The 20,314-nt window shown below is 55.7% G+C and carries 24 protein-coding genes; 4 read left to right on the top strand and 20 right to left on the bottom strand.

Features of this window, described 5'->3' with window-relative positions:
- Positions 1 to 103: 103 nt before the first annotated feature.
- Positions 104 to 556 (bottom strand): zinc ribbon domain-containing protein, encoded by a 453-nt coding sequence (locus tag CJP46_RS00680; RefSeq protein WP_094593698.1) that lies wholly within the window; start codon positions 554 to 556, stop codon positions 104 to 106.
- Positions 557 to 938: 382 nt separating this feature from the next.
- On the bottom strand, positions 939 to 2,177 hold the full coding sequence (gene fabF / locus CJP46_RS00675) for a beta-ketoacyl-ACP synthase II (RefSeq protein WP_094593697.1): 1,239 nt from the start codon (positions 2,175 to 2,177) through the stop codon (positions 939 to 941).
- A gap of 268 nt (positions 2,178 to 2,445) precedes the next feature.
- Here fabF and CJP46_RS00670 point away from each other — a divergent pair, with 268 nt between their 5' ends.
- Together CJP46_RS00670 and CJP46_RS00665 are read left to right on the top strand one after the other, a co-directional pair.
- A complete protein-coding gene (locus CJP46_RS00670) occupies positions 2,446 to 3,294 on the top strand; it encodes a helix-turn-helix transcriptional regulator (RefSeq protein ID WP_094593696.1) in 849 nt (282 codons plus the stop codon).
- Between the two features lie 104 nt (positions 3,295 to 3,398).
- A complete protein-coding gene (locus CJP46_RS00665) occupies positions 3,399 to 3,698 on the top strand; it encodes a hypothetical protein (RefSeq protein WP_094593695.1) in 300 nt (99 codons plus the stop codon).
- A gap of 226 nt (positions 3,699 to 3,924) precedes the next feature.
- Here the strand turns inward: CJP46_RS00665 and CJP46_RS00660 are convergent, their stop codons facing one another.
- Genes CJP46_RS00660 through rpiA form a run of 4 tightly spaced genes read right to left on the bottom strand, consistent with a single transcriptional unit; the run spans position 3,925 to position 5,803 of the window.
- Positions 3,925 to 4,122, bottom strand: a complete 198-nt coding sequence (locus CJP46_RS00660; RefSeq protein WP_094593694.1) for a YwbE family protein — start codon at positions 4,120 to 4,122, stop codon at positions 3,925 to 3,927.
- On the bottom strand, positions 4,119 to 4,586 hold the full coding sequence (locus CJP46_RS00655; protein ID WP_094593693.1) for a MarR family winged helix-turn-helix transcriptional regulator: 468 nt from the start codon (positions 4,584 to 4,586) through the stop codon (positions 4,119 to 4,121). The genes CJP46_RS00660 and CJP46_RS00655 overlap by 4 nt, the downstream gene beginning before the upstream one ends.
- A gap of 57 nt (positions 4,587 to 4,643) precedes the next feature.
- Positions 4,644 to 5,108 carry a VanZ family protein gene (locus tag CJP46_RS00650; RefSeq protein WP_256992140.1) on the bottom strand — a complete coding sequence of 155 codons (465 nt, stop codon included), beginning with the start codon at positions 5,106 to 5,108 and terminating at the stop codon, positions 4,644 to 4,646.
- Positions 5,109 to 5,122: 14 nt separating this feature from the next.
- Positions 5,123 to 5,803, bottom strand: a complete 681-nt coding sequence (gene rpiA / locus CJP46_RS00645) for a ribose-5-phosphate isomerase RpiA (protein WP_179280980.1) — start codon at positions 5,801 to 5,803, stop codon at positions 5,123 to 5,125.
- 112 nt (positions 5,804 to 5,915) lie between these two features.
- Between rpiA and CJP46_RS00640 the strand changes: the two genes are divergently transcribed.
- A complete protein-coding gene (locus tag CJP46_RS00640) occupies positions 5,916 to 6,113 on the top strand; it encodes a hypothetical protein (RefSeq protein ID WP_094593691.1) in 198 nt (65 codons plus the stop codon).
- A gap of 1 nt (position 6,114) precedes the next feature.
- On the opposite strand, the gene CJP46_RS00635 is transcribed toward CJP46_RS00640, so the two are convergent.
- The 14 genes from CJP46_RS00635 to CJP46_RS00570 all read right to left on the bottom strand — a co-directional run bounded on the left by CJP46_RS00635 (position 6,115) and on the right by CJP46_RS00570 (position 19,423).
- Positions 6,115 to 7,017 carry a GNAT family N-acetyltransferase gene (locus tag CJP46_RS00635; RefSeq protein ID WP_094593690.1) on the bottom strand — a complete coding sequence of 301 codons (903 nt, stop codon included), beginning with the start codon at positions 7,015 to 7,017 and terminating at the stop codon, positions 6,115 to 6,117.
- 6 nt (positions 7,018 to 7,023) lie between these two features.
- Positions 7,024 to 7,725 (bottom strand): HAD family hydrolase, encoded by a 702-nt coding sequence (locus CJP46_RS00630; RefSeq protein ID WP_094593689.1) that lies wholly within the window; start codon positions 7,723 to 7,725, stop codon positions 7,024 to 7,026.
- Positions 7,718 to 8,155: a hypothetical protein gene (locus CJP46_RS00625; protein ID WP_094593688.1), complete on the bottom strand. Its 438-nt coding sequence runs from the start codon at positions 8,153 to 8,155 to the stop codon at positions 7,718 to 7,720. The genes CJP46_RS00630 and CJP46_RS00625 overlap by 8 nt, the downstream gene beginning before the upstream one ends.
- 27 nt (positions 8,156 to 8,182) lie before the next feature.
- The gene (locus tag CJP46_RS00620) at positions 8,183 to 8,707 is read right to left on the bottom strand and encodes a GNAT family N-acetyltransferase (protein ID WP_094593687.1); all 525 of its coding nucleotides are present in this window, start codon (positions 8,705 to 8,707) and stop codon (positions 8,183 to 8,185) included.
- Between the two features lie 206 nt (positions 8,708 to 8,913).
- The gene (locus tag CJP46_RS00615) at positions 8,914 to 9,816 is read right to left on the bottom strand and encodes an EamA family transporter (protein WP_094593686.1); all 903 of its coding nucleotides are present in this window, start codon (positions 9,814 to 9,816) and stop codon (positions 8,914 to 8,916) included.
- Positions 9,817 to 10,039: 223 nt separating this feature from the next.
- Entirely contained in the window at positions 10,040 to 11,017 is a 978-nt protein-coding gene (locus CJP46_RS00610) for a GNAT family N-acetyltransferase (protein WP_094593685.1), read from the bottom strand.
- A gap of 134 nt (positions 11,018 to 11,151) precedes the next feature.
- Complete coding sequence (galU, locus tag CJP46_RS00605) at positions 11,152 to 12,048, bottom strand: UTP--glucose-1-phosphate uridylyltransferase GalU (RefSeq protein WP_094593684.1); 897 nt, start codon at positions 12,046 to 12,048, stop codon at positions 11,152 to 11,154.
- Positions 11,948 to 13,033, bottom strand: a complete 1,086-nt coding sequence (locus CJP46_RS00600; protein ID WP_094593683.1) for a glycosyltransferase family 2 protein — start codon at positions 13,031 to 13,033, stop codon at positions 11,948 to 11,950. Before CJP46_RS00600 ends, galU begins: the two co-directional genes overlap by 101 nt.
- 2 nt (positions 13,034 to 13,035) lie before the next feature.
- Entirely contained in the window at positions 13,036 to 15,312 is a 2,277-nt protein-coding gene (locus tag CJP46_RS00595) for a glycosyltransferase family 39 protein (RefSeq protein ID WP_094593682.1), read from the bottom strand.
- Between the two features lie 239 nt (positions 15,313 to 15,551).
- The gene (locus CJP46_RS00590) at positions 15,552 to 16,025 is read right to left on the bottom strand and encodes a DinB family protein (RefSeq protein WP_179280979.1); all 474 of its coding nucleotides are present in this window, start codon (positions 16,023 to 16,025) and stop codon (positions 15,552 to 15,554) included.
- Between the two features lie 105 nt (positions 16,026 to 16,130).
- The gene (locus CJP46_RS00585; RefSeq protein ID WP_094593680.1) at positions 16,131 to 16,877 is read right to left on the bottom strand and encodes a GNAT family N-acetyltransferase; all 747 of its coding nucleotides are present in this window, start codon (positions 16,875 to 16,877) and stop codon (positions 16,131 to 16,133) included.
- Between the two features lie 55 nt (positions 16,878 to 16,932).
- Entirely contained in the window at positions 16,933 to 17,679 is a 747-nt protein-coding gene (locus CJP46_RS00580) for a nucleotidyltransferase family protein (RefSeq protein ID WP_094593679.1), read from the bottom strand.
- A 47-nt stretch (positions 17,680 to 17,726) separates the two neighbouring features.
- Positions 17,727 to 18,539, bottom strand: coding sequence for an ABC transporter permease subunit (locus CJP46_RS00575; RefSeq protein WP_094593678.1), 813 nt, complete (start codon positions 18,537 to 18,539; stop codon positions 17,727 to 17,729).
- Positions 18,536 to 19,423, bottom strand: coding sequence for an ABC transporter ATP-binding protein (locus CJP46_RS00570; protein ID WP_094593677.1), 888 nt, complete (start codon positions 19,421 to 19,423; stop codon positions 18,536 to 18,538). Before CJP46_RS00570 ends, CJP46_RS00575 begins: the two co-directional genes overlap by 4 nt.
- A 220-nt stretch (positions 19,424 to 19,643) precedes the next feature.
- Between CJP46_RS00570 and CJP46_RS00565 the strand changes: the two genes are divergently transcribed.
- The gene (locus CJP46_RS00565) at positions 19,644 to 20,246 is read left to right on the top strand and encodes a TetR/AcrR family transcriptional regulator (protein WP_094593676.1); all 603 of its coding nucleotides are present in this window, start codon (positions 19,644 to 19,646) and stop codon (positions 20,244 to 20,246) included.
- Positions 20,247 to 20,314 lie beyond the last annotated feature (68 nt).

Here is a 20,314-nt window from a genome sequence, read left to right as displayed (position 1 = left end):
AGCCTCCTTGGTTATCAAGCTACTAATAGAGATATACCCAAGGATGAAGCCAATGACCAGGCCGGCTGCCGATTTTCTTTTTAGTAAATGATGGCGTCACCCGTTAAAGGAAGTACTTCACTGCGATCACAACCAGCCCTAGAATCATTAAAAGCTGCCCGGTGATCCGCTTATCCGGGTCTCCTAGAAAGACGGCGACCCCGCCTACGATCAGACCGGCCGGTGGAAAAACCACCGTCGCCAATATTAGCAAAATGATCGTCACCGCGTTTGGTTTAAAATAAGCCGGATCTTCTTCCGGTTCTTCATAAGCCGGCACAGCGGGCTTTTTATAAACCGTCGTCCCGCAATATTTACACTTTCTCGCCCCCGGCTCGAGCAGTTCCCCGCACGCGGGGCAGGCGCCCTCTTCGCGTCCGAGCGATATACCTGCCCGCTTGTCGGCATCCGGAGTCCCGGTCACTTCGGCATTTTGCAATGAACTTCCACAGTGCACGCAAGTCCACGCCTGTTCCGTATTGGATTCCCCGCATTTCGGACAAATTTTTACGGCCAATTCTCATCCCCTCCACTTACGGGTATCTGATTTATGGATATATATCCTCATCATACCATATCGGCCATGAGGGACCAGGCTTCAGGGGATTGGCCGCTAAAGAGAAGCCCGAGAAGGTACCGTAAGTTATCACAAGGGGATTATGAGATTACCACACGTGTAATCCCGAAGGCACCTCAGGAAAATCACGGGATCCACGATGGCATCGAGACACCACGAAGGCACCTTCCAAGACACTAAGAAGGCGCCCTCAAGGCACCATGGAGGCATCTCCGAGGCACCTCCGAGGAAACACGAAAACACCACAAAGGCACCCCCATGCACCACGGAAACATCATGGGCATCAAGGGTGCCTTAGTGGAATATTGAGCAATAGCCTCGATTACTCTTCGAAGCGTTTCATGACGATCACTGCGTTATGGCCGCCAAAACCGAAAGAATTGGACATACCGATTCTTACCTCAGCCTTGCGCGCGGTGTTCGGGACATAATCCAGGTCGCAATCCGGGTCCGATTCCCGCAGATTGATCGTCGGCGGAATGACGCCCTCCAGAAGCATTTGAACCAAAGCGATCGCCTGGGCGCCGCCGGAAGCCCCGAACATGTGCCCGAGCATCGATTTGTTCGCTGTCACCGGCACGCGGTAAGCCGCTTCGCCGAACAAACGCTTGATAGCCTGCGTCTCGGACTTGTCTCCGACTTCCGTACTCGTGGCATGGGCGCTGACCACATCAACTTCCTCCGGGCGGACGCCGGCTTCCTGAAGGGCAAGCCTCATCGCATTATAGGCTCCGATGCCTTCCGGATGCGACGCAACGATGTGATAAGCGTCCGAAGTCGCCCCATACCCGGTTATCTCCGCATAAATACGGGCGTTCCGGCTGCGGGCGTGGGACAGCGACTCCAGCACCACGATGCCCGCGCCTTCGCCCATGACGAACCCGTCGCGTCCCGCATCGAACGGACGGCTTGCCAGCTTCGGATCCCCGTCCCATGCCGACAAGGCCGTGGCGTTGCCGAAGCTCGCCATCGAGATTTCGGAAATGGCCGCTTCCGCGCCGCCGGCGATCACGACGTCCGCCCCGCCGGAGCGGATCAGCCGGAACGCCTCACCGATGCTAGTATTGCCGATCGAACATGCCGTAACCGGCGACATCGTGGGGCCGGTAAAGCCGAACCGGATGCTGATCGTCGCCGCAGCCATGTTCGAGATCATCATCGGGACGAGCAGCGGGCTGACCCGCTCCGGCCCCCGTGAACGAAGAACATCCCCCTGCTCCATCAGCGTCCCGATGCCTCCGATGCCAGAGCCGACGTACACGCCCGTCCGCTCCTTATCCAAGCGGTCCATGTCCAGCTCCGCATCCTGCAGCGCGCTTTCGGCCGCCGCCAATGCAAACTGGCAGAAACGGTCCATCCGCCGGGCTTCCTTGCGGCCAAACCTTGCCTCCGCGTCAAAATCCCGCACGATGCCGGCGATGGAAGCCTTCATGTGGGAAGTATCAAACGAATCGATCCGGGATATTCCCGATTCGCCTCGAACCATGGCATTCCAAAAGTCGGGTACCGTACTGCCCAGCGGCGAAACCAACCCCATCCCTGTAACGACAACCTTTTCCATCTGGTATTCCTCCCAAACTCAAATTATGATATCATCTTTCCATAGCATTTATCCTATTACAAGTAATAGTTTATCCTAGTATAAAGAACACCATCATAAGGAGTACCCTCATAACCACTATGGGAGGGCTTACACAGGGATTTACAAAGGGACCTACAAAAATGGACCTAAAAAGCAACCTACAAAATGACCAAGCGGGATGACTTGGAAGTGAAAAACATATACAGGGTCATAACGGTTTTAACTTTGAAAAGAGGTGTGAGAACTGATGAATCAGCAGGCACGACTTAACGCGCTTTCCGCTTTTCTGAAAAACCAGCGGGCCAAACTGCAGCCGGAAGCGGTCGGACTGCCGCAGGGGACCCGCCGGCGGACGCCCGGACTCCGGCGGGAAGAAGTGGCACAGCTCGCGGGGGTCAGCAGCACCTGGTATACTTGGCTTGAACAGGGACGGGACATCAAAGTGTCCGCGTCGGTACTCGACTGCGTCGCGTCCGCGCTCAGGCTGACTGCGGACGAGCGGAAATATCTATTTTCGCTCGCCCTGGAGAGCGGCTCCGCTGCCGCCCCGATACAGCAGGAGCAGCCGCAGATCAGCCCGGCGCTGCAAAAAATCGTGGACGAGCTCCATTACTGTCCGACGATCATTTCGGATCGGCGCTGCCAAATTGTGGGCTGGAACGAAGCGGCCGCCCACGTGTTTCTCGACTTTACCCAGATTCCGCCCGAGGAGCGGAACCTGATCCGCCTCCTGTTTACCCGCAAGGAGCTGCGCAGGCTGGCGGTTAACTGGGAGCATTTTATTATGGGGTTTCTGTCGATCTTCCGTGCGTATTATGGGCAGTACGTCGATGACGAATGGTATGAGCAGTTTCTGCGGGAAATGGAGGATACGGATCCGGAATTTCTGACGCTGTGGAAGCAGAGCCAGGTCAGCTCGGCGCCGGAGGTGCTGATTGAGTTCAGACATGCCAAAGCCGGGAAAATGCTGTTCGATTTGACTTCGCTGCAGGTTCAAGGCCGCAGCGATTTGCGCTGCAGCATTTATACGCCGTGCGCCGGGTCGCCGACCGAAACCAAGCTGGAGCGTCTGATGCAGCGGACTGCAGGCGCTTAAGTGGTGCAGCCGCAAAGTTCTAAGCAGAATGACTATAATAATAGTCGGACACGCGTGGTTAATACACGAAAACGAATGACGAAATAGATGGGGATGAATACAGGATGGCTTTTGGAATTAATCGCAATGAATTGAACCGGTGGAAGGAGGCGGTCGGCCGGGGGGAAATCGCGTATTTGACGCACTACTGGCTGGACCCGCGTTTTCCCGGGATGACGACGGTCACCAAGGTCGGCTGCTCGGATTTGGGCCGGCTCGCCGACTGGTGCGTCAGCCACGGACTTTCCCCGAAGTATATACACAACCGCTCTCCTTTTCCCCATTTTGACCTGATCGGGCCAAAGCAGCGCGAAATTTTGCACACAGAAAAGCAGTTGGATCAGCTTGAACGGTTTCATCTGTAACCGCCAGGGACAGAGCGGCCGTTGGCATGATCTCTGTGAGGGCCGCATGTACAGCGGGCCTCACGCTTCACACTTCTGACTTCACACGATCATCCGATAAAATAAAGCCTTGCAAGCGATAACGGTCCACAAGACAGAGAAAAACAGCCGCTCCCGCCATTCCGGCGGGCAGCGGCTGTTTTTCTTGCGTCAGCACTTCTGCCTTACTTTTCCCGATTCCAAGCATTTATTGCGTGATGATTTCTTGAACCCGCCCGACCTGTCCGTCGGTCAACCTGACCTTGATACCGTGCGGATGCTGGGCGGAATTGGTCAGGATATCCTTCACGATGCCGCGCGTCCTTTTGCCTGTACGCTGATCCTGCTTCAGCACGATGTCCACTTCAAGGCCGGGACGGATGTTTGCGCGGAGCTGTCCGTTCATATGGCCCCACTCTCCTTGAATTTTCGCTCTGCCGACAATCCGAGCTTGCGCAGCAGCTGAATCGCCTGCTTCTTCTCTTCGCTGTCCAGATCTTCCACCGCGCGGACCAGAACCTCCTGATGCTGTGGAAAAATGCTCTGGAAGAAAGCTCGCCCCTCATCGGTCAGATCTGCGAATATGACCCGCCGGTCATCCGGCGACGCCTTGCGGACAAGCAGGTTCTTTTTCTGCAGCTTGTCCGCCACGTACGTAATATTCCCGCTGGATATCAGTACCTTCTCCCCGATTTTTTGCAGTGGTTGGGGCCCTTTGTGATATAGCAGATCCAGGACTCCGAATTCCGTTGAATTCAAACCGTGGCTTTGAATATCACGTATGGAGTGGGCAACTACTGAATTATAGGCGCGGGCAAGTACAATAAATAAATCCAGGGACAATTCATCGTTGCTAGTTTTTCCAGCCATGTAAAAACCTCCAAACGCGCTATCTTAATGCTAAGATAATCGAAAGACGCGATGATGTCAAACCTTTGTTCCTCTTTCTGTGCCGATCCGGCCCCGCCAAATGCTGGAGATTGTCCATCCGATCCACACGCCAAATGTATTCAGAATCACGTCATCCACGTCAAAGCTTCCTACCCGCAGCAGCATCTGCGCCCTTTCCACGATCAGGATGAACGAAACGAAGACCGCCGTTAGCACAAGCCACGACTGCAGCTTCTTGATCAGCAGCGGCAGCAGGAGGCCGAAAGGGACGAACACCGCCATATTGCCGAACAAATTGATGATCCATATTATCGGGGACATCGTCCAGCCATACTGAATGTACAGCCGGATCGTTCGCAAAGGAATCACATTATAATGAAAGGATGAACCCGGGCGCCGTCCGAATCCCAGGAACATCCAATAGAGGAGAAGAAGCGTATAACCGACGATCAACATGGTCAGCAGGCTCCGCCATTTAGCGGATAACACCGGTTGTTTCATGAATTGCGCCAGACCTACCGGTTCAGCGGACGCTCCATGATTTTAACCGTTCCGTCGCTGCCGGCGATCACCGCACGGTCCGCCATCCCGATGAACAGACCGTTGTCCACCACGCCCGGAATGTATAACAGCTGCTGATGCAGTTTGGCAGGATCGGTAATTTCCCCGAAGCGGCAATCGGCGATATAGTTTCCGTTGTCGGTGACGTACAGCTGGTCGTTATCGGTGCGCAGCTGCGGGCTGCATCCAAGCTTCTTCAGCGACCCCAGCGTCCATTCATGCGCAAACGGGATGATCTCCACCGGGAGGGGAAAAGCGCCCAGCGTATTTACTACTTTGTGCTCGTCGGCAATAATGATCAGCTGCTTGCTATGGTAGGCGACGATTTTTTCCCGGAGCAGCGCTCCGCCCCCGCCTTTAATCAGGCTCAGTTCCGGATTGACTTCGTCTGCACCGTCAATGGTCAGGTCCAGACCGTCCAATTGGTGAAAAGGCACCAGCGGAATCCCTTCCTCAGCCGCCAGCTTCTCCGAAGCCTTGGAGGTCGCCACGGCCTGTATGGTCATCCCTTCCCTGACGCGCTCACCGATTCTCTTGATCGCCCAGTAAGCGGTAGAGCCTGTCCCCAGACCGACGCGCATGCCGTCCTCAACGTATTCAACCGCTTTTTCCGCAGCCATTTTCTTCAGATTCATATTCCTCATCATCTCCTTGGTATAGTGGACGGGCCGATTCGGTTATGGACCTGCCCTTCAAGACTGGTATAATCATCATGGTACCGCAACAACTGCACATGGAGGTATAACAATGAGAACCGAAAACCAGGTTAAATCCAAAATGAACGAACTGCTGATGCAAAAAAAGCCGCTGCTCTCCCGCATCGAATCGGCTGAACCGGGCTCGCCGGTCCATTCCTCGCTGTCCGCCCAGCTGCTCCGCATCGAGGACATGCTGACCATGCTGGAATGGGTTTTAAACGAACCTACGGGCAGTTATCATATGTAGCCTAATCGCCAGACCGGTCGAATACATAAACGATGGAATCCGCCGCAGGCTCGTAGCCGATGTTCATGTAAATATGGTTGGACACCGGATTGCTGAGATCCGTGTACAGGCAGGCGAACTCGTACTCACCGTTCAAGAGCCGCCGGGTCAATTCGGCTACAGACGAACTTGCATAACCCCTGCCGCGCAGCCCACGAGGCGTGTAGACCAGCGTGACCACGATTCCGCGCTTGGTCGGGCGCGATTTTTGGACCATGGAGACAGGTTCCCCGTCATCCCAGATATAGATGGAAGACAAGGCGACTCCCCTCCTGGCGATCCGCTCCGCTTCCTCCTGCGGGATCGGCTCCAGCGCTTCGCGGCTGAAGTCCAGCACCCACTTTATGATGAGCGGAATATCATCCGGTCCCGCTTCCCTCAACTGTCCTTCGCTTTCAGAAATAGGGTTGACTTCCGTGCAGCGGTATATCCGCTGGTTCATCCCGACTTGGTAGGAAATGCCGGTCTTTTCGCGCCAAACCTCTGCAAACATTTGAGCGGTTGATGTCAGCCCGATAATGCTCGGGATCTGGGATACCTCACCCTGACGGATGATATAGTCCACCGCCTCGCCGCAGCAAGCCCGAAGCTGATCCGGTCCGCCGACTTCATCGCTTGCGTACAGAATCAGATGCGATAGCGTCTGGATGAGTACGAGCAGGGGCTGCTCTTCCTTCTGAACCGTTGCCAGAAACAGCCGGCTGCTGCCCTCACCATGCCGCGGAATACCTCCCTCTTCTTTCATGGTGTCCACCAATCGATACAGAATACCGAGCGGGAGATTGTTCAGCAGTTCATTCTCAAGCAGTACCGGCTCCGTATGCTCCAAAAATGCTTCCGGATCCTGAAATGGAACGACGTGCATGTGCCTTCACTCCTTCGCTTTTGGGTTGTATCCTTTGCCTTGGTTTAATCTGCCGATCAGCTCCACCACTTGAAGCGGCGAGGTGAAAACATAATCGGGGACCGGGAGAAGATCCTGACTCTGAACCGTTTCAAACCACATCGCACCGCCGATCCGAGTGCCTGCTGCCCGCCCGGCCGCCATATCGGCATGGCTGTCACCGATAAACAGCGTCTCCTCTGGCGCAACCCCAAGCACGGCCATTGCCCGGTCGATGCCTTCCCGGTCCGGCTTGGGCCGGATAAGCTCATCCCCGGCAAAGCCTACGGTAAAATAAGAACCCATGGCAAGCTTCGCCGAAGAGATGTCGAGCGACCTGCGGCTTTTGCCTGTGATGATACCCATCGAAATGGACATGTCCTGCAGCTGGTTCAGCATGCCGCGGATTTCCCCCGACAGGGAGAGCATCCGGTCGTGATATGCCTCATAGATCCGGTAATAGTCGTCAATGGCTTCCGGCAGTGACTCGTGGGAATTCAAAACCTGGCCGATAATGCCTTCCTCCGTCGGTCCAAACCAAGCCACGATCTCCTCGCGGCTGTACTCCTTCGCGGTGTGCTTTCGGAACACTTCCTGGAAAGCATAAAAAGACAATGGCAAAGTATCCGCCAGCGTCCCGTCGAAATCAAACAACACCGCCCGAATCGGCCGCTTTGTCACGTCATCCATTGACCAATCCCCCTGACGCGTTTAATTTTTGGTTCAAACGGGCGACAGCCTCGTTCTCCTCTTCACCGATGACCGCCTCCATGACAGGAGATGCCGCCTTGAGCCGGCCCTTCGCGAGCACGTCCGCCAGCTTGGTCTCCATGATGCCGGATGCTTCGTTCAGCTTCAGCTCCCTTTCTCCGGTTACCCTGCTTAAGTAAGCATACATCGTTCCTTGCGGATCCTCATACGAGATTCGATAGATCGGGGTGAAGCGGCTGCTCTCCTCTTCATCCAAACGGTTGGTCACATGCACCGTATAGGTGTAGTGAATCGGCCTGGGGCCGGGCTGCTTTTTCTGTTCCGCAATGATTCTGGAATTTTTCCAAGCGAGGACGCCCGCCCCGATCATGATGAGAATACCTATTCCGAATGCAATATACACGAACACTGCCCATTCACCTCTATTTCCTCGGTCTTACAGCTTCTTGAGCATATGAATGTCTTCCGGCTCCAGCTGGTACAGCTCCTCGTCCACTTCCTCGGTGATGTTCCCGCCATTGGCGCGGTAGAAACCGACCGCCGATTCCGTTTCCGTGGAAGATATGTATAAATAGCTTGCTCCGCGCTCCTTGGCCACGCGGCTCAGCTCGTTCATCATCCGGGTAGCCAGCCCTTGTCTCCGGTAAGACCGACTGACATACATCAGGTCTACCTGCAGCTGGTCTTGATTGCGGCCTCTGAACCGGTGTCCGAGCACGCCAAAGCCGGCAAGCACTTCGCCGTCGAACGCTCCGTATGCAGTGCCTCCTTGCTCTAATTCACGCCGAAAGCGGTCGATCGTTTCTTCCGTATGTTCCTCATCCCAGTTCGGACATTCATGTCCCATCGGAACCGTTTCGAGCTGACCGCCGTTCATTTTGTAAATCCGGTCGATCTGTTCGGACCGGTCGATTTGGCGGATCTTTTCCGCTTCGTTCACATGCATTTCCCGTATTACCATTGTGTCTGGATCCCCCTAAATCAATCGTACGTCAACTGCGGACCTTACTAGATTACCTCATTTTGGAAAGCCCGTCACGCCATAATAATCTCATTATACAAAAAAACAGCCCCCGGCAGAATCCGCCGGCGGGCTCAAGTAAGAAGAGATGTCTACACCTGTACATTACCCCGTGCCGTTAGGTCCAATCAGGGGCTGCTTCATCGTCAATCCGCGGCTCCCTGCACAGGCAGCTGCCTTGTGCGGTTGAACCGGAGCTGCGGAACGGCAATGCCGATAAAGATCAGAACAATACCGGCCCATTGCAGATAGCCGACATGTTCATGAACGAGCAGCACCGAAGCAATGACGGCGGCCGGCAGCTCCGCCGCTCCCAGGATGGCGCCGGTTCCCGTGCCTACCTTCGGCATGCCGATCGCGAAGAACAGCACCGGAATCAAAATGCCCAGCAGGCCTAGAATAACGCCGTATACCCACAGCCCTTCTCCTAGCGAACCGTCCCAGAGCAGCGACGGCGAAAAGACGGAGAGGACGATCACCCCGGAGCCGCTCGTGATCAACAGACTTTTGCTGATTGCGGGCACTTCGGTCCCGACCCGTCCGCTGGCAAATATATAGACGGCAAAGGACAGGGCTGCCATGAGACCATAGACGACGCCTGCCGGATCCAAGTTTGCAGGACTCTCAGAGATGACGCCGCCAGCCAGCAGCGTTCCGACAATCAGAAAACAGATCGACACGAGTTTGCTCCGTGCAGGAAACTTACGCTCCCATACCGCCTCGAGCAAAACGCCGATCCAGGTGAACTGGAACAGCAGCACGACCGCGATGGATGCGGGCAGCCGCTCCACCGCCCAGCCGTAAAAAATCGACGTTCCGCTCATAGGAATGCCGACGGCCAGCAGCGAAAGCCACTGCCTCCCTGCCACCCGCTTCCGGGACAGCAGGAGCATGAATATCAGCAAAAACGTCCAGCCGAAAACGTACTGGCCCCCCAGCATTTGCGGGACGGTAAAGCCGTCCTTCATCCCTACCTTCATGATCGAGGACAAGACGCCATAGCTGCAGGCGCCAACCAGTACAATAAGCGAAAATTTAAACTTGTTCAATGAATCCTATCTCCTTCCAGGTTCCTCCGGCAAAATAAAAACCCCCTGTCGCTAGGACAGGGGGCGAACGAAACCGCAGATATACGCCAGCCATAGGCTGCCGCAATCCGCGTTAAAATTCCGCCACTCCCGCGGCGCTCGGCACCGGGGAGTTTATACACATGCATCCGGGATAAATAACATAAGGTCTGAGCAGAGCTTGCCTGCTCTTCTACACGACATCTTAAAGCAAAGGCAGCGCATCCGTCAATGGAAATTGTGGGGGTCCGCCTAAGAACATCCGGCTGACCTCGGGTGGCGCAGCCATGAAGCCGAGCCGGCGGAACACGGACTCGGCCGGGTTTCCCTCCGTGACTCGGAGGCGGAGGAGCGGGTAACCCCGCTGGTTCAGGAGGGTCAGCGCCCTCTTCACCATCGCCGTGGCAATACCCCGGCGCGAATATCCCGGATGCACCATCAAAGAATCAACAAACGGCAATCCCTGCCGCATGGAGATCAGGCACACGCCGGTAAGCGCATGGGTCCGGCGGTCATAAACGAGCGAGGATGCGGCCGCAGTGTCCGTACTGCTCGCTCTCGCGCAGCGCTGAACCTGGGCGACATACTGCGAAAAGGATGCCTGCCTTCCGCGGAGGGCTTCCGTGCGCCTAGTAAGGCTCCTATGCAAAAACAGAGCGATTTCTGTGTCACTTCCGATCCGGATGGACCCGCCTTCCCGGTGCATAACCACCGAAGCCGTCTCGTACGCGTCATCCGGTTCCTGCTCAAACGACGAGGTAGGGCGCTGCATCCACCGGCGGCGTACCCCCGGCCAAAAGCCCGTTCCGGCCAGCAGTTCTGCCAGGTCCGGCAGCATACCGTACGCCGTAACGGGCCGCCCCCGATCCGACCAATGAAGCAGCGTGTCCGCCAGCTGCCGGACGATGCCTTCCCAGTCCGCGAATGGAGGTATAAAAAAGAGCTTCTCCAGCACATTCGGAGCAATCACCACCCCGCCGATTATTTCCTCGTCCCGGCAAATCCAGAACGGGTCGCTGCGCGGCGGGGGCATCGATCCGTCATCCCTAAAAAATCCGGTATACGCCGGATTGCTGTAAACGAAAAAGTAGCGATTCCAATCTGCCAGTTCCGCCTTAAGCAAAATCACCTGCCGCTCAAGCTCATAACGTTCCCTGCTCGCCGACCAAGACTCTACCCTCATCCGCTATACACCTCAAAATGCCGTCGGGTATACAAGGCTCCCTGTATCCCAAACTTTTTCACCGTCTCTCTTTATATAATATGGCTCGTCAGGAAAAACAGAATGGAAAAGAAAGAAATGAAGGCCAGCCCTGCTTATCTGGCCCGTCGTTCTTGGGTGCTAAGATCCCGGCTCATCAAATCAGCCATATAGTTCATCAGCGGTTCACGGAGATCGGCGCGCTGCAGGCCCATTTCCAAAATCGCGTACATGTACCCGAGCCTGTCGCCGATATCGAATCGCCGCCCGGCCAGCTCCAGTGCCAGTACACCCTCGCGACCGCAGACCTGGCGAAGCGCGTCCGTCAGCTGGTATTCGCCGCCGGTTCCCTTCTCCAGCGTCTGCAGCGCCGAGAAGACGGACGGCTTCAAAATATAGCGGCCCATGACCGCAATGTTGGTCGGCGCTGCCTGGGGAGCCGGTTTTTCGACCAGGTCCGTGACTTCGTAAATGCGGTCCTCATAGCCGTTATAAGAGATGATGCCGTATTTTCCGGTTTCGCTGCGGGCAACGGGCTGAACGCCGACGATCTGTTTCTCGAACTTCTCGTATACATGGATCATCTGCTTCAGCGCAGGGGGATCGGATACCATAATGTCGTCTCCCAGCAGCACCGCAAAGGGCTCGTTGTCGATAAACTGCTGCGCGCAGAGGATGGCATGGCCCAAACCCAGCGGTTCCTTCTGCCGGATAAAGTGAATGCTGGCCATATCGCTGATGCGCTCCACCTCTTTCAGCAGATCCCATTTCCCCTTGGCTTCCAGCTGCTGTTCGAGCTCCACAGAGCGGTCGAAGTGGTCCTCAATCGATTTTTTATTCCGTCCCGTCACGATGATGATACTCTCGATTCCGGCCGCGACCGCTTCTTCCACAATATACTGGATGGCCGGCTTATCGACGATGGGAAGCATTTCCTTCGGCTGTGCTTTCGTGGCGGGCAGGAATCGTGTGCCAAGACCCGCCGCCGGTATGACTGCTTTTCTGATTTTCATGGTCCCGCTCCTCTCCGAGCTGCTTGTTTTCTCCGCCCAACCCGACCACATCGTTCACGATGTACAGAGGCCGCTGCTTCACTTCGTCATAGATCCGCCCCAGATACTCACCGATCACGCCCAGAAAAATGAGGATGCAGCCGCTGAAAAACAGCTGAAAGGCAATCATCGACGACCAGCCCGGTATCGTGACGTCGGTAAAAAGCTTCTCGATCAGCACGATAACCAGATAGATGAATGCCGCCGCCGAGATGACTCCGCCGAGGATTCCCGCCGCCTTCAGCGGTTTGGAGGAGAACGAGGTGATGCCGTCCATGGACAGCTTCAGCATTTTTTTGAGCGGATACTTCGATTCGCCTGCATAACGTTCATCACGCACGTATTCAACGGCGGTCTGCTTGAATCCGACCCAGCTGACCAGCCCGCGGACATACCGGTTCTTCTCTGGCAGCCGCTTCATTTCGTCGCATACCTTGCGGTCGATCAGCCGGAAGTCCCCGGTATCGAGCGGAATGTCGATTTCGGTAAGCCTTTTGAGCACCCGATAGAACATGCTGGCGGTCTGCTTCTTGAAGAACGATTCGCCTTTGCGCTCCAGCCTTTTGGCGAAGACGACGTCATAGCCCTCCTTCCATTTGGCGATCATGTCCAGGATCAGCTCCGGAGGGTCCTGAAGGTCGGCGTCGATGACGATGACCGCGTCCCCCCGGGCATAATCCATCCCGGCCGTAATCGCGATTTGATGGCCGAAATTCCTGGCAAAATCGATCAGGACGACCGCGGGGTCGGTCCGGCTGAAGGAAGCAATGATCTCCGCCGTCCGATCACGGCTGCCGTCATTGACAAACAGCAGCTCATAAGGCGCTCCCGCCGTATCCATAACGGTCCGAAGGCGCCAGTACGTTTCCCGAATGACCTCCTCCTCGTTATAGACCGGAATGATGACGGAGTATTTGACTGGCTGTGCCCGCGTTTCTTCCCCCATGCTTATTCCCCTCCTGTCGTGTCCTTTATTTCGTACAGCGTTCCGCCGCCCATGCCACCAAAGCCGCCGCCTGGGAATCCACCGCCCGGGAATCCGCCACGGTTCATGCCGCCTGACATGCCGTCTTGTCCTCCGCCGAATCCGCTGCCGGGCTGATTCGTACCCGCCGTTCCGGAAGGCTTCCGCGGCGCCGAATCGGTTGAGACATCGCCAGCCTGCGCTTGACCGCTCTCATCGGAAGAGGTGGTGTCGTTCCACTCTTCCTCCGGCACTTCCGTTCCGTGCTCCTTGATCCATTCCGTGACATCCGAGCTGTCTCCCCGGCTCATTCCTCCCGACGAAACGAGGAAGAACTTGACTTGATGCTCTGCCACCAGCTTTTCCAGCTTGGCGACCGTCAGGATCGGGTCGGAGCCGGAGTACCCGCCCATGGCCATAACCGGTTTGCCCGTCTCGAGAATATAAGAGGCCGTGGACATCGCGTTGGAAGCGGCAAACAAATACTTCTCTCCGGTATTGTGCTTTGTGACGTAGTCCAGCAGCTGTTCATTGACGGTTTCGTTCATTCGTCCGAAACGGGATTCCCCCGGCCCGGCAGCCGGAAGCTGGCTCGACTGGCCGTAAATGATCGGGGTAGCGGACCAGTAAGCCGGAATGATCAGCAGGATCACCAGGCTGACTGCGGCTAGCGCGAGCTTCCGCCGGTCGCCGCTTCGCAGCGCCGCCAGCGCCACCGCCGCGGCCGCGCCCAGTATAATCACGAGAATCATCAGCCAGCTTCCGATTTGTTCCGTATACGAACGAAGGACAAACGCCTCAAAGGCTGCGGTTACCAGGACAGCCGCAGGCAGCAGCCAGGCGGTCCAGCCGGCCTTGTCGCGGTACATCGACCACATCGTTACCCAGCCGATGGCCACGAGCGCCGCAATCGGCGGTCCAAGCATGACCAGATAGTATTGGTGGAAAAATCCGGCGACGCTGAAGAAACCCATCACCGGGATCAACCAGGCCAGCCAGAACAGGCTCTCCTTCTGCCTGTCCGTCAGCGCCCTGCGCCAGCTCCATCCTGCCAGCAGCCCGATCACGCCGAAAGCGGCGAACGGAAGCATCCAGCTGGCCTGGCCCGACAGCTCGGTCTGGAAGAGACGGAAGACGCCGGGCGTGCCGGTGTTGAACATGCCGCCTCCACCTCCACCGCCGGGGAAGCCCTGCCCGTCCATCCGGCCGGCTCCCCGCCCGCTTCCGTCCCCGGAGTTTTGCCATCCGGCTCCGCTATTGCCTGCGGCCGAACTCTGTCCCTGGGCTTGGTTCTGCGAACCGTCCGGATCCGAAACCGGCGTCTGCCCCTGGCTGCCCGCAGCACCCGAGGTTTCACTGTCCTGTCCGTTCCCGGTGCCTTCATTCATGGAGCCGCCCGGGAAGCCCTGCCTCATTTCGTCCCGGTTAAAGCCGCCCGGCGCGCCGCCACCGGCTCCTCCGGGACTGCGGTCGCCGGTCAGGCGGGATACGCCGTTATAACCGAATGCCAGCTCCAGCACAGAGTTGGTCTGGCTGCTGCCGATATATGGCCGCTGATCCTCCGGAACCGAGTCCACGACGACGGCCCATGACACCGAAACGACCGCCAGGACGAGTGTCGCGCCTGCCAGCGTGACCCATTTTTTCTTCCAGTTCACTTTAAAAGCCAGCAGGTAAAACAGGTAAAATGCCGGAACGACCATGTACGCCTGCAGCATTTTGACGTTAAACCCGACGCCGATCATCGCGAATGCGCCCAGCACCCAGCCCGGCTGCGACCGCCGCACGGCGCGGAACAGCATCCATGTGCCGAGCAGCAGGGTGAACACCAGCAGGCTGTCCACGTTGTTCGTCCGGGCCACGGCCGCCGCAACGGGCGTGCACGCAAGCGTCACGGCTGCAATTCGGGCTGCAGCTAATCCGAATTTGGGCTTGACCAGGAAATAGATCAGGAGGGTCGAGCCTACGCCGGCTAGCGCCTGCGGAAGAATGACGCTCCAGCCGTGCAGGCCGAAGATAGACGCGCTGACCGTCTGCAGCCAGAACGCCACCGGCGGCTTATCGACCGTCACATAACCGCCCGGATCAAAGGATGCGTAGAAGAAATTGTGAAAGCTCTGCAGCATGCTTTTTACAGCCGCGGTGTAGTACGAATTGACGAACTTGTCCTCCCATATGCCGTAAAAATTAAAAAACGCCGATAATAGTGCCGCCAGGATCAGCACGATATCCAGCTTTCTCTTCGCTTGATTCACGCTCATCACGTTCCTCCTCTTCCTATCCGAAATAGGTTGTTTATCTTTTTATAGAGGCTATTATGGAAGGCGATTCTTAACCGAACCTTAAACTGGACCCCGGCATGGCAATTTAGCCCCCCAGAACCGGATCTCTGCTTTGCTGTGGATTCGGATGCTTTGCGTTTAACCAGGAAAGGATGAAAAAAAGGACCGCCCGAAGTATTCTGTACCTCGATACGGTCCTCTTTGTGAAGAAAGCTGTTCTATTTTTGCCCGCTTGCTATGTAATTTTTGATCTGATTCATATGATGGCGGTCATGCCCATAAAAATCGGCCAAATATTCGTCTACGGACAGCTTGCCGCTGCCGGTACTGTATTCGGCGGCATACTCTTCTTCCGGAATCCGCTTCAGCTCTCCGATGATCTGCTCCCGGCAGCGCACCGTCTGATCGATCAACTCCTGCCGTCCTTGGCTGCGCGCATACGCGGCCGCTTCCTGATTGAATTCATCAAACTCTACCTTTGGCATATCCATCGGTTCTTTGGCCGCCATCGGCCGGATCGCGTGCTCCAGGAAATGCTTGTCCCACAGCATGATATGCCCGATGATTTCCTGCGGCGACCACTTGCCCTCGGCAATCGCTCCCGTCCACTGATCTTCCGGAATATCCGCCAGTACCTTCACCTCATCGATCAATTCGCACATCGGCGCGAGTTTCTCCGGCATGTTGTTCATCCTCATCTCTCCCTACCCTAGTCAATGTATCATGGCGCTGGCCCTACCACTCTATGATACCTGCGAATAGCATATGAGACAAGAACAAACATTCGCTTTCTTCCATTATTTGAGCACTCTGTACCAATACGAGTAGACATGTCGATAGCCGAGCTTGTCGTATAACCGGCATGCCGCCTCATTGGCCTGAATGACTTGAAGAAACGACGAATGAGCCCCTTGCTCCCGGGCCCAGGCCTGCATGTGTTGGATCAGCTGAAATCCATAACCCCGCTGCCGGTAACCAGGGTGCGTCACGATATCGTACAGCCCCAGCCATCCATGCTGAATCACGCCGAGTCCGGCGGCTACCGTTTCATCCCCCTGCTGTAACAGAAAAAATCCCTGCCGAAGCGGTGTCGATGCCAGCGTCTGCGCGAGGACCGATTGCCCGCGATCCGATATTTCGTTCATGAGGGACATCTGCTCAAGCCAGCCGGCATCCAGCCGGTCCCTGAATACGACCAGAAGTCCCGGATCTGCCGCCGGCGGCGTCTCTCCCGCAAGATCAACAATTCGTACGCTGGATAGATCCACCTGAATGTACCCCCGCCCGTCGAGACGTTCATCCAGGTCGGACGGCATGACATAAGGAGTCATTTTGAAAATGGCCGACTGACCGGCATCTCGGTAAAACCGTTCGGCGGCAGCGATGCTGCCGTCCACATCGCAGCCCGGGTCCAGGTAGATCGGGCTGACCGAATTCGCCCGCTTTGTGTATCCGTCCGTATAACGAACCAGCCAACCGTTCATCAGAGCGGAATACTTGGCAGGCCACGAGTTGATCGTGATTTCCTCTAAAAACTTATACATGTATATCGCTCCTCTAGCTTATAATGAATAAATATACATGTTTATTTATAAATACTCAATATCCGAACAGCGCTTCATATTTCTCCGTCACCTCGCGGTACGCCTCCGGCGTCCCGATGTCATAGCTGGTACCCCGGGCACGGTAGGCGGCCATCTCCTTGCGTTGGCACAGCCACTGGGGGAAATATCCCGGGGCATCCGGCTGGTTTCCTTCATCCAGATATACGCTGATGAGGGGAATCGTGTCTTTGCGGTAAATATACACGGCGAGCACGCCGAGATTCGTCCGGGGTTGCGCCGGCTTTTCCTCGAAAGACAGGACCGTGTCCGCCTCATCGAGCTGGACGACGCCGACCCGCTGCAAGTCCTCAGTACGATCCATCGTCTGGACGAGGATGCAGTCGCGCTGCCGCTTGTGATAATAGTCGACATAATCCTGCAGGTCGAACGTAAAAACGTTGTCCCCGGCCACGACCAGAACGTCTTCTTCCATCCCCAAATCCTTCACTGCAAACCCCATGTCGCCGACTGCTCCGAGCCGGTTTCCTTCATGCGTGGAACCGTCGTCGAGTACGCGCACCGGTACGTGAAATTCGCGCGAGTCGGCCCATGCCCGAAACGCGGAGGCAAATCTGTGGTTGCTGACCAGTACGATTTCCGAAATCCCGCTGATCCGCTCCACTTTGCGGACGATATGGTCGAGAATGGTGCCTGGCCCCAGGGGGAGCAGGGCTTTGGGCACATCCCGCGTCAGCGGGTACAGCCTCGTGGCGTAGCCAGCCGCCAATATGAGTGCTTTCATCGTGACCTCCTTGATCAGTGTGCCTGCTCCCCCTAGTATAGCTTGATTTACAGCGGTAGGCTTCTTTTTCGGAAAATAATCGTGCCGGCGGCAAAGGCCGCCGCACCCAGGCCGGCCAGAACCGCAACGGACACCGGCCAATCCGCCGTTTTGCCGACGATCTCGCCGGGATCAAATAAGGAAAAGACCGAAATATGCCGCATCCAGCTGAGCTGCCCGCTGATTTTGCCGATCAGGTTCAGGCTAAAAAATCCGATGGTGATCACACCCGAGAGCGTCAGCGCCCGCTTCTCGTCATTGCAGCAGGCGGAAATCAAGTAAGAAATGCCTCCGATGCAGAAGAACAGCAGCAGGGCGCCTGCATTCAGCAGCACAAAGCCGGTGCCGTCAAAATCGGCCAGATCCCCGATAAACCAGGCGTACCCGGCGAATCCCGCCAGGGTCGTGACCGCGGCAATCAGCACCAGTCCGGTGAGCAGCACAGCTGCCTGGGTCAGCGCTACCTTCGTGCGGGTCGTGGGCGCCGACAGCAGGTACGCCATCGAGCCCTGGTCTACGAGCTTGGCGATCAGCTGCGTGGTCACCAGAATGCAAAAGATCGACAGAATCAGCAGGTACAGAAGGCCGTAATACTCGCCGGATATAAATGCGCCGATGCTCCCAAAGCCGTTTTCAAGGCCGAATGCCTTGCCCACGCCCTCCGGCATGGCATCGATCAGCGAATTCAAGCTGCCGCTGTTTTTGGCGATCCCCGGGTAAATCCAAAACATCAATAAGATATAAAAGGCCGATCCAACGGCATAGTTCATGAACATTTTCAGGTTAATCGCAAGCATTTGTCTATACAGCGGCATATTCATGGCGTTTGCCCCTCCCGGTCATAATAGTCCATAAAAATGTCCTCCAGGTTCTGCGTGAATATGTCGATGTTGCGGACGTTAAAGCGGGCGGTTTCCCGGATAAACCGGTCCACGTCTCCCTGAACGGCCACCCGCACGCGGTTGCCTTCCCGGGAATCGATCTTCAGACCGCATTTTATAAAATCGTCCAGCTCCTGCTCCGACTCGAACGTCACTTCGAACAGCTTGCGCTGCATCGATTGCAGCTCATGGATATCCTTGACCGCAATGATCACACCGTCCTTGATAATCGCCGCCCTGTCGCAGGTCCGTTCGATTTCCGGAAAATTATGCGAGGACATCAGGAAAGTCGTCCCCCTCGCCTTCTCCTCCAGCACGAGCTCGATGAACACCTTTTGCATGAGCGGATCCAGCCCTGAAGTCGGCTCATCCAGGATAATGACCTCCGGGCGGTGCATAAAGGCGGCAACGATCCCGACCTTCTGCTTCATCCCCTTGGACATTTTCCGGATCGGCGTCCGGACGTCAAACTGCAGCCGGCGGATGAGCTCGTCGCGCCAAGCCGAATCGACGCCGCCCTGCATGCCTGCCATAAAATCCAGAAACGCCTTGCCGGTCATCCCCTCGATAAACGCAATTTCGCCGGGAAGGTAGCCGATATATTTTTGAAAACGCCCCTGCTCCTTCCACGTGTCGAGACCACATACCTTCACGGATCCCTGATCCGGCTTCAAAAATCCCATGATATGCCGGATCGTCGTCGATTTGCCGGCTCCGTTCGGCCCCAGAAAACCGAATACCTCGCCGCGGCGGACCGAAAAGGTGACGTCCCGGATGCCCCTTCCGTTCGAAAAAATTTTGGTCACATGTTCAACGCTTAGCATGCCAGCGCCTCCAATGCACATATAAATTTATGAAATATTATCACTCTGATATTTCATAAACGGATCATACGCCTGCCGGTTTCCGGCGTCAATACATTTCATGAAATATTTTTATGTTATAATTTCATTAATTAAATCGAATGATCGGAAGTCCTTATCCTTCCTTTCATTCGATGAAGCCGATGACCTATTTTAAAATAGTTAGGATGGATCGAAAGAAATGAACGGATTTGAAAAGCGAGCGCTGCAAATCAAACAAAAAATCAAACATACGGTATTGGAAATGCTGGGCGAATGGGAACCCCGGCAGATCCGCATCAAGGACATCGCGGCCAGAGCGGAAGTGTCCCAGGTCACCATATACAACTATTTCGGCAGCAAGGAGGCGCTGCTTCGCGAAGTGTTCAAAGAATATGTCGCGATGCTGATGGAGGAATATGAAGGCGTCCTGAAGGGCGATGCGCCGCTGAAGGAAAAAATTGAATACATTATTTTTCAGAAAAGCCGCTTAAAACTGCCCTTTACCCCGTCCGTGCTCAAGCAGCTGATTGAAGCCGATCCGGAGATCAACCGGTTTATCCAGCAGCAGTATGAAGAAAGAGCGATTCCACTGATTACCGATTTTGTGCAGAAGGGCAAACAGCGGGGGGAGATTTCGGAGAAAGTGTCCGTCCAAATGGTTCTTCTCTATGTCGGCATGATGACGGAACAGTACGAAAAACTGCTGGATTTAGTCAATCAGAGCGAGGATCCTGAGGCGTTTACAGAAGAAATGATTCATGTGTTCTTTTATGGCATTTGTGGTCCGAAATACCAAAAATGATTAACAGCGTGCCCTTTTTGTGTTAATTTAGTGTTCGCGGTATGTAAAATCGGGTTTATCATGATTAT

The organism is Paenibacillus sp. XY044 (assembly GCF_002257645.1).
In the GTDB taxonomy this organism is placed as follows: Bacteria; Bacillota; Bacilli; order Paenibacillales; family Paenibacillaceae; genus Paenibacillus_AQ.
The sequence above is the reverse complement of the archived record's forward strand: the minus strand, read 5'-3'. Positions and strand labels throughout refer to the sequence as shown.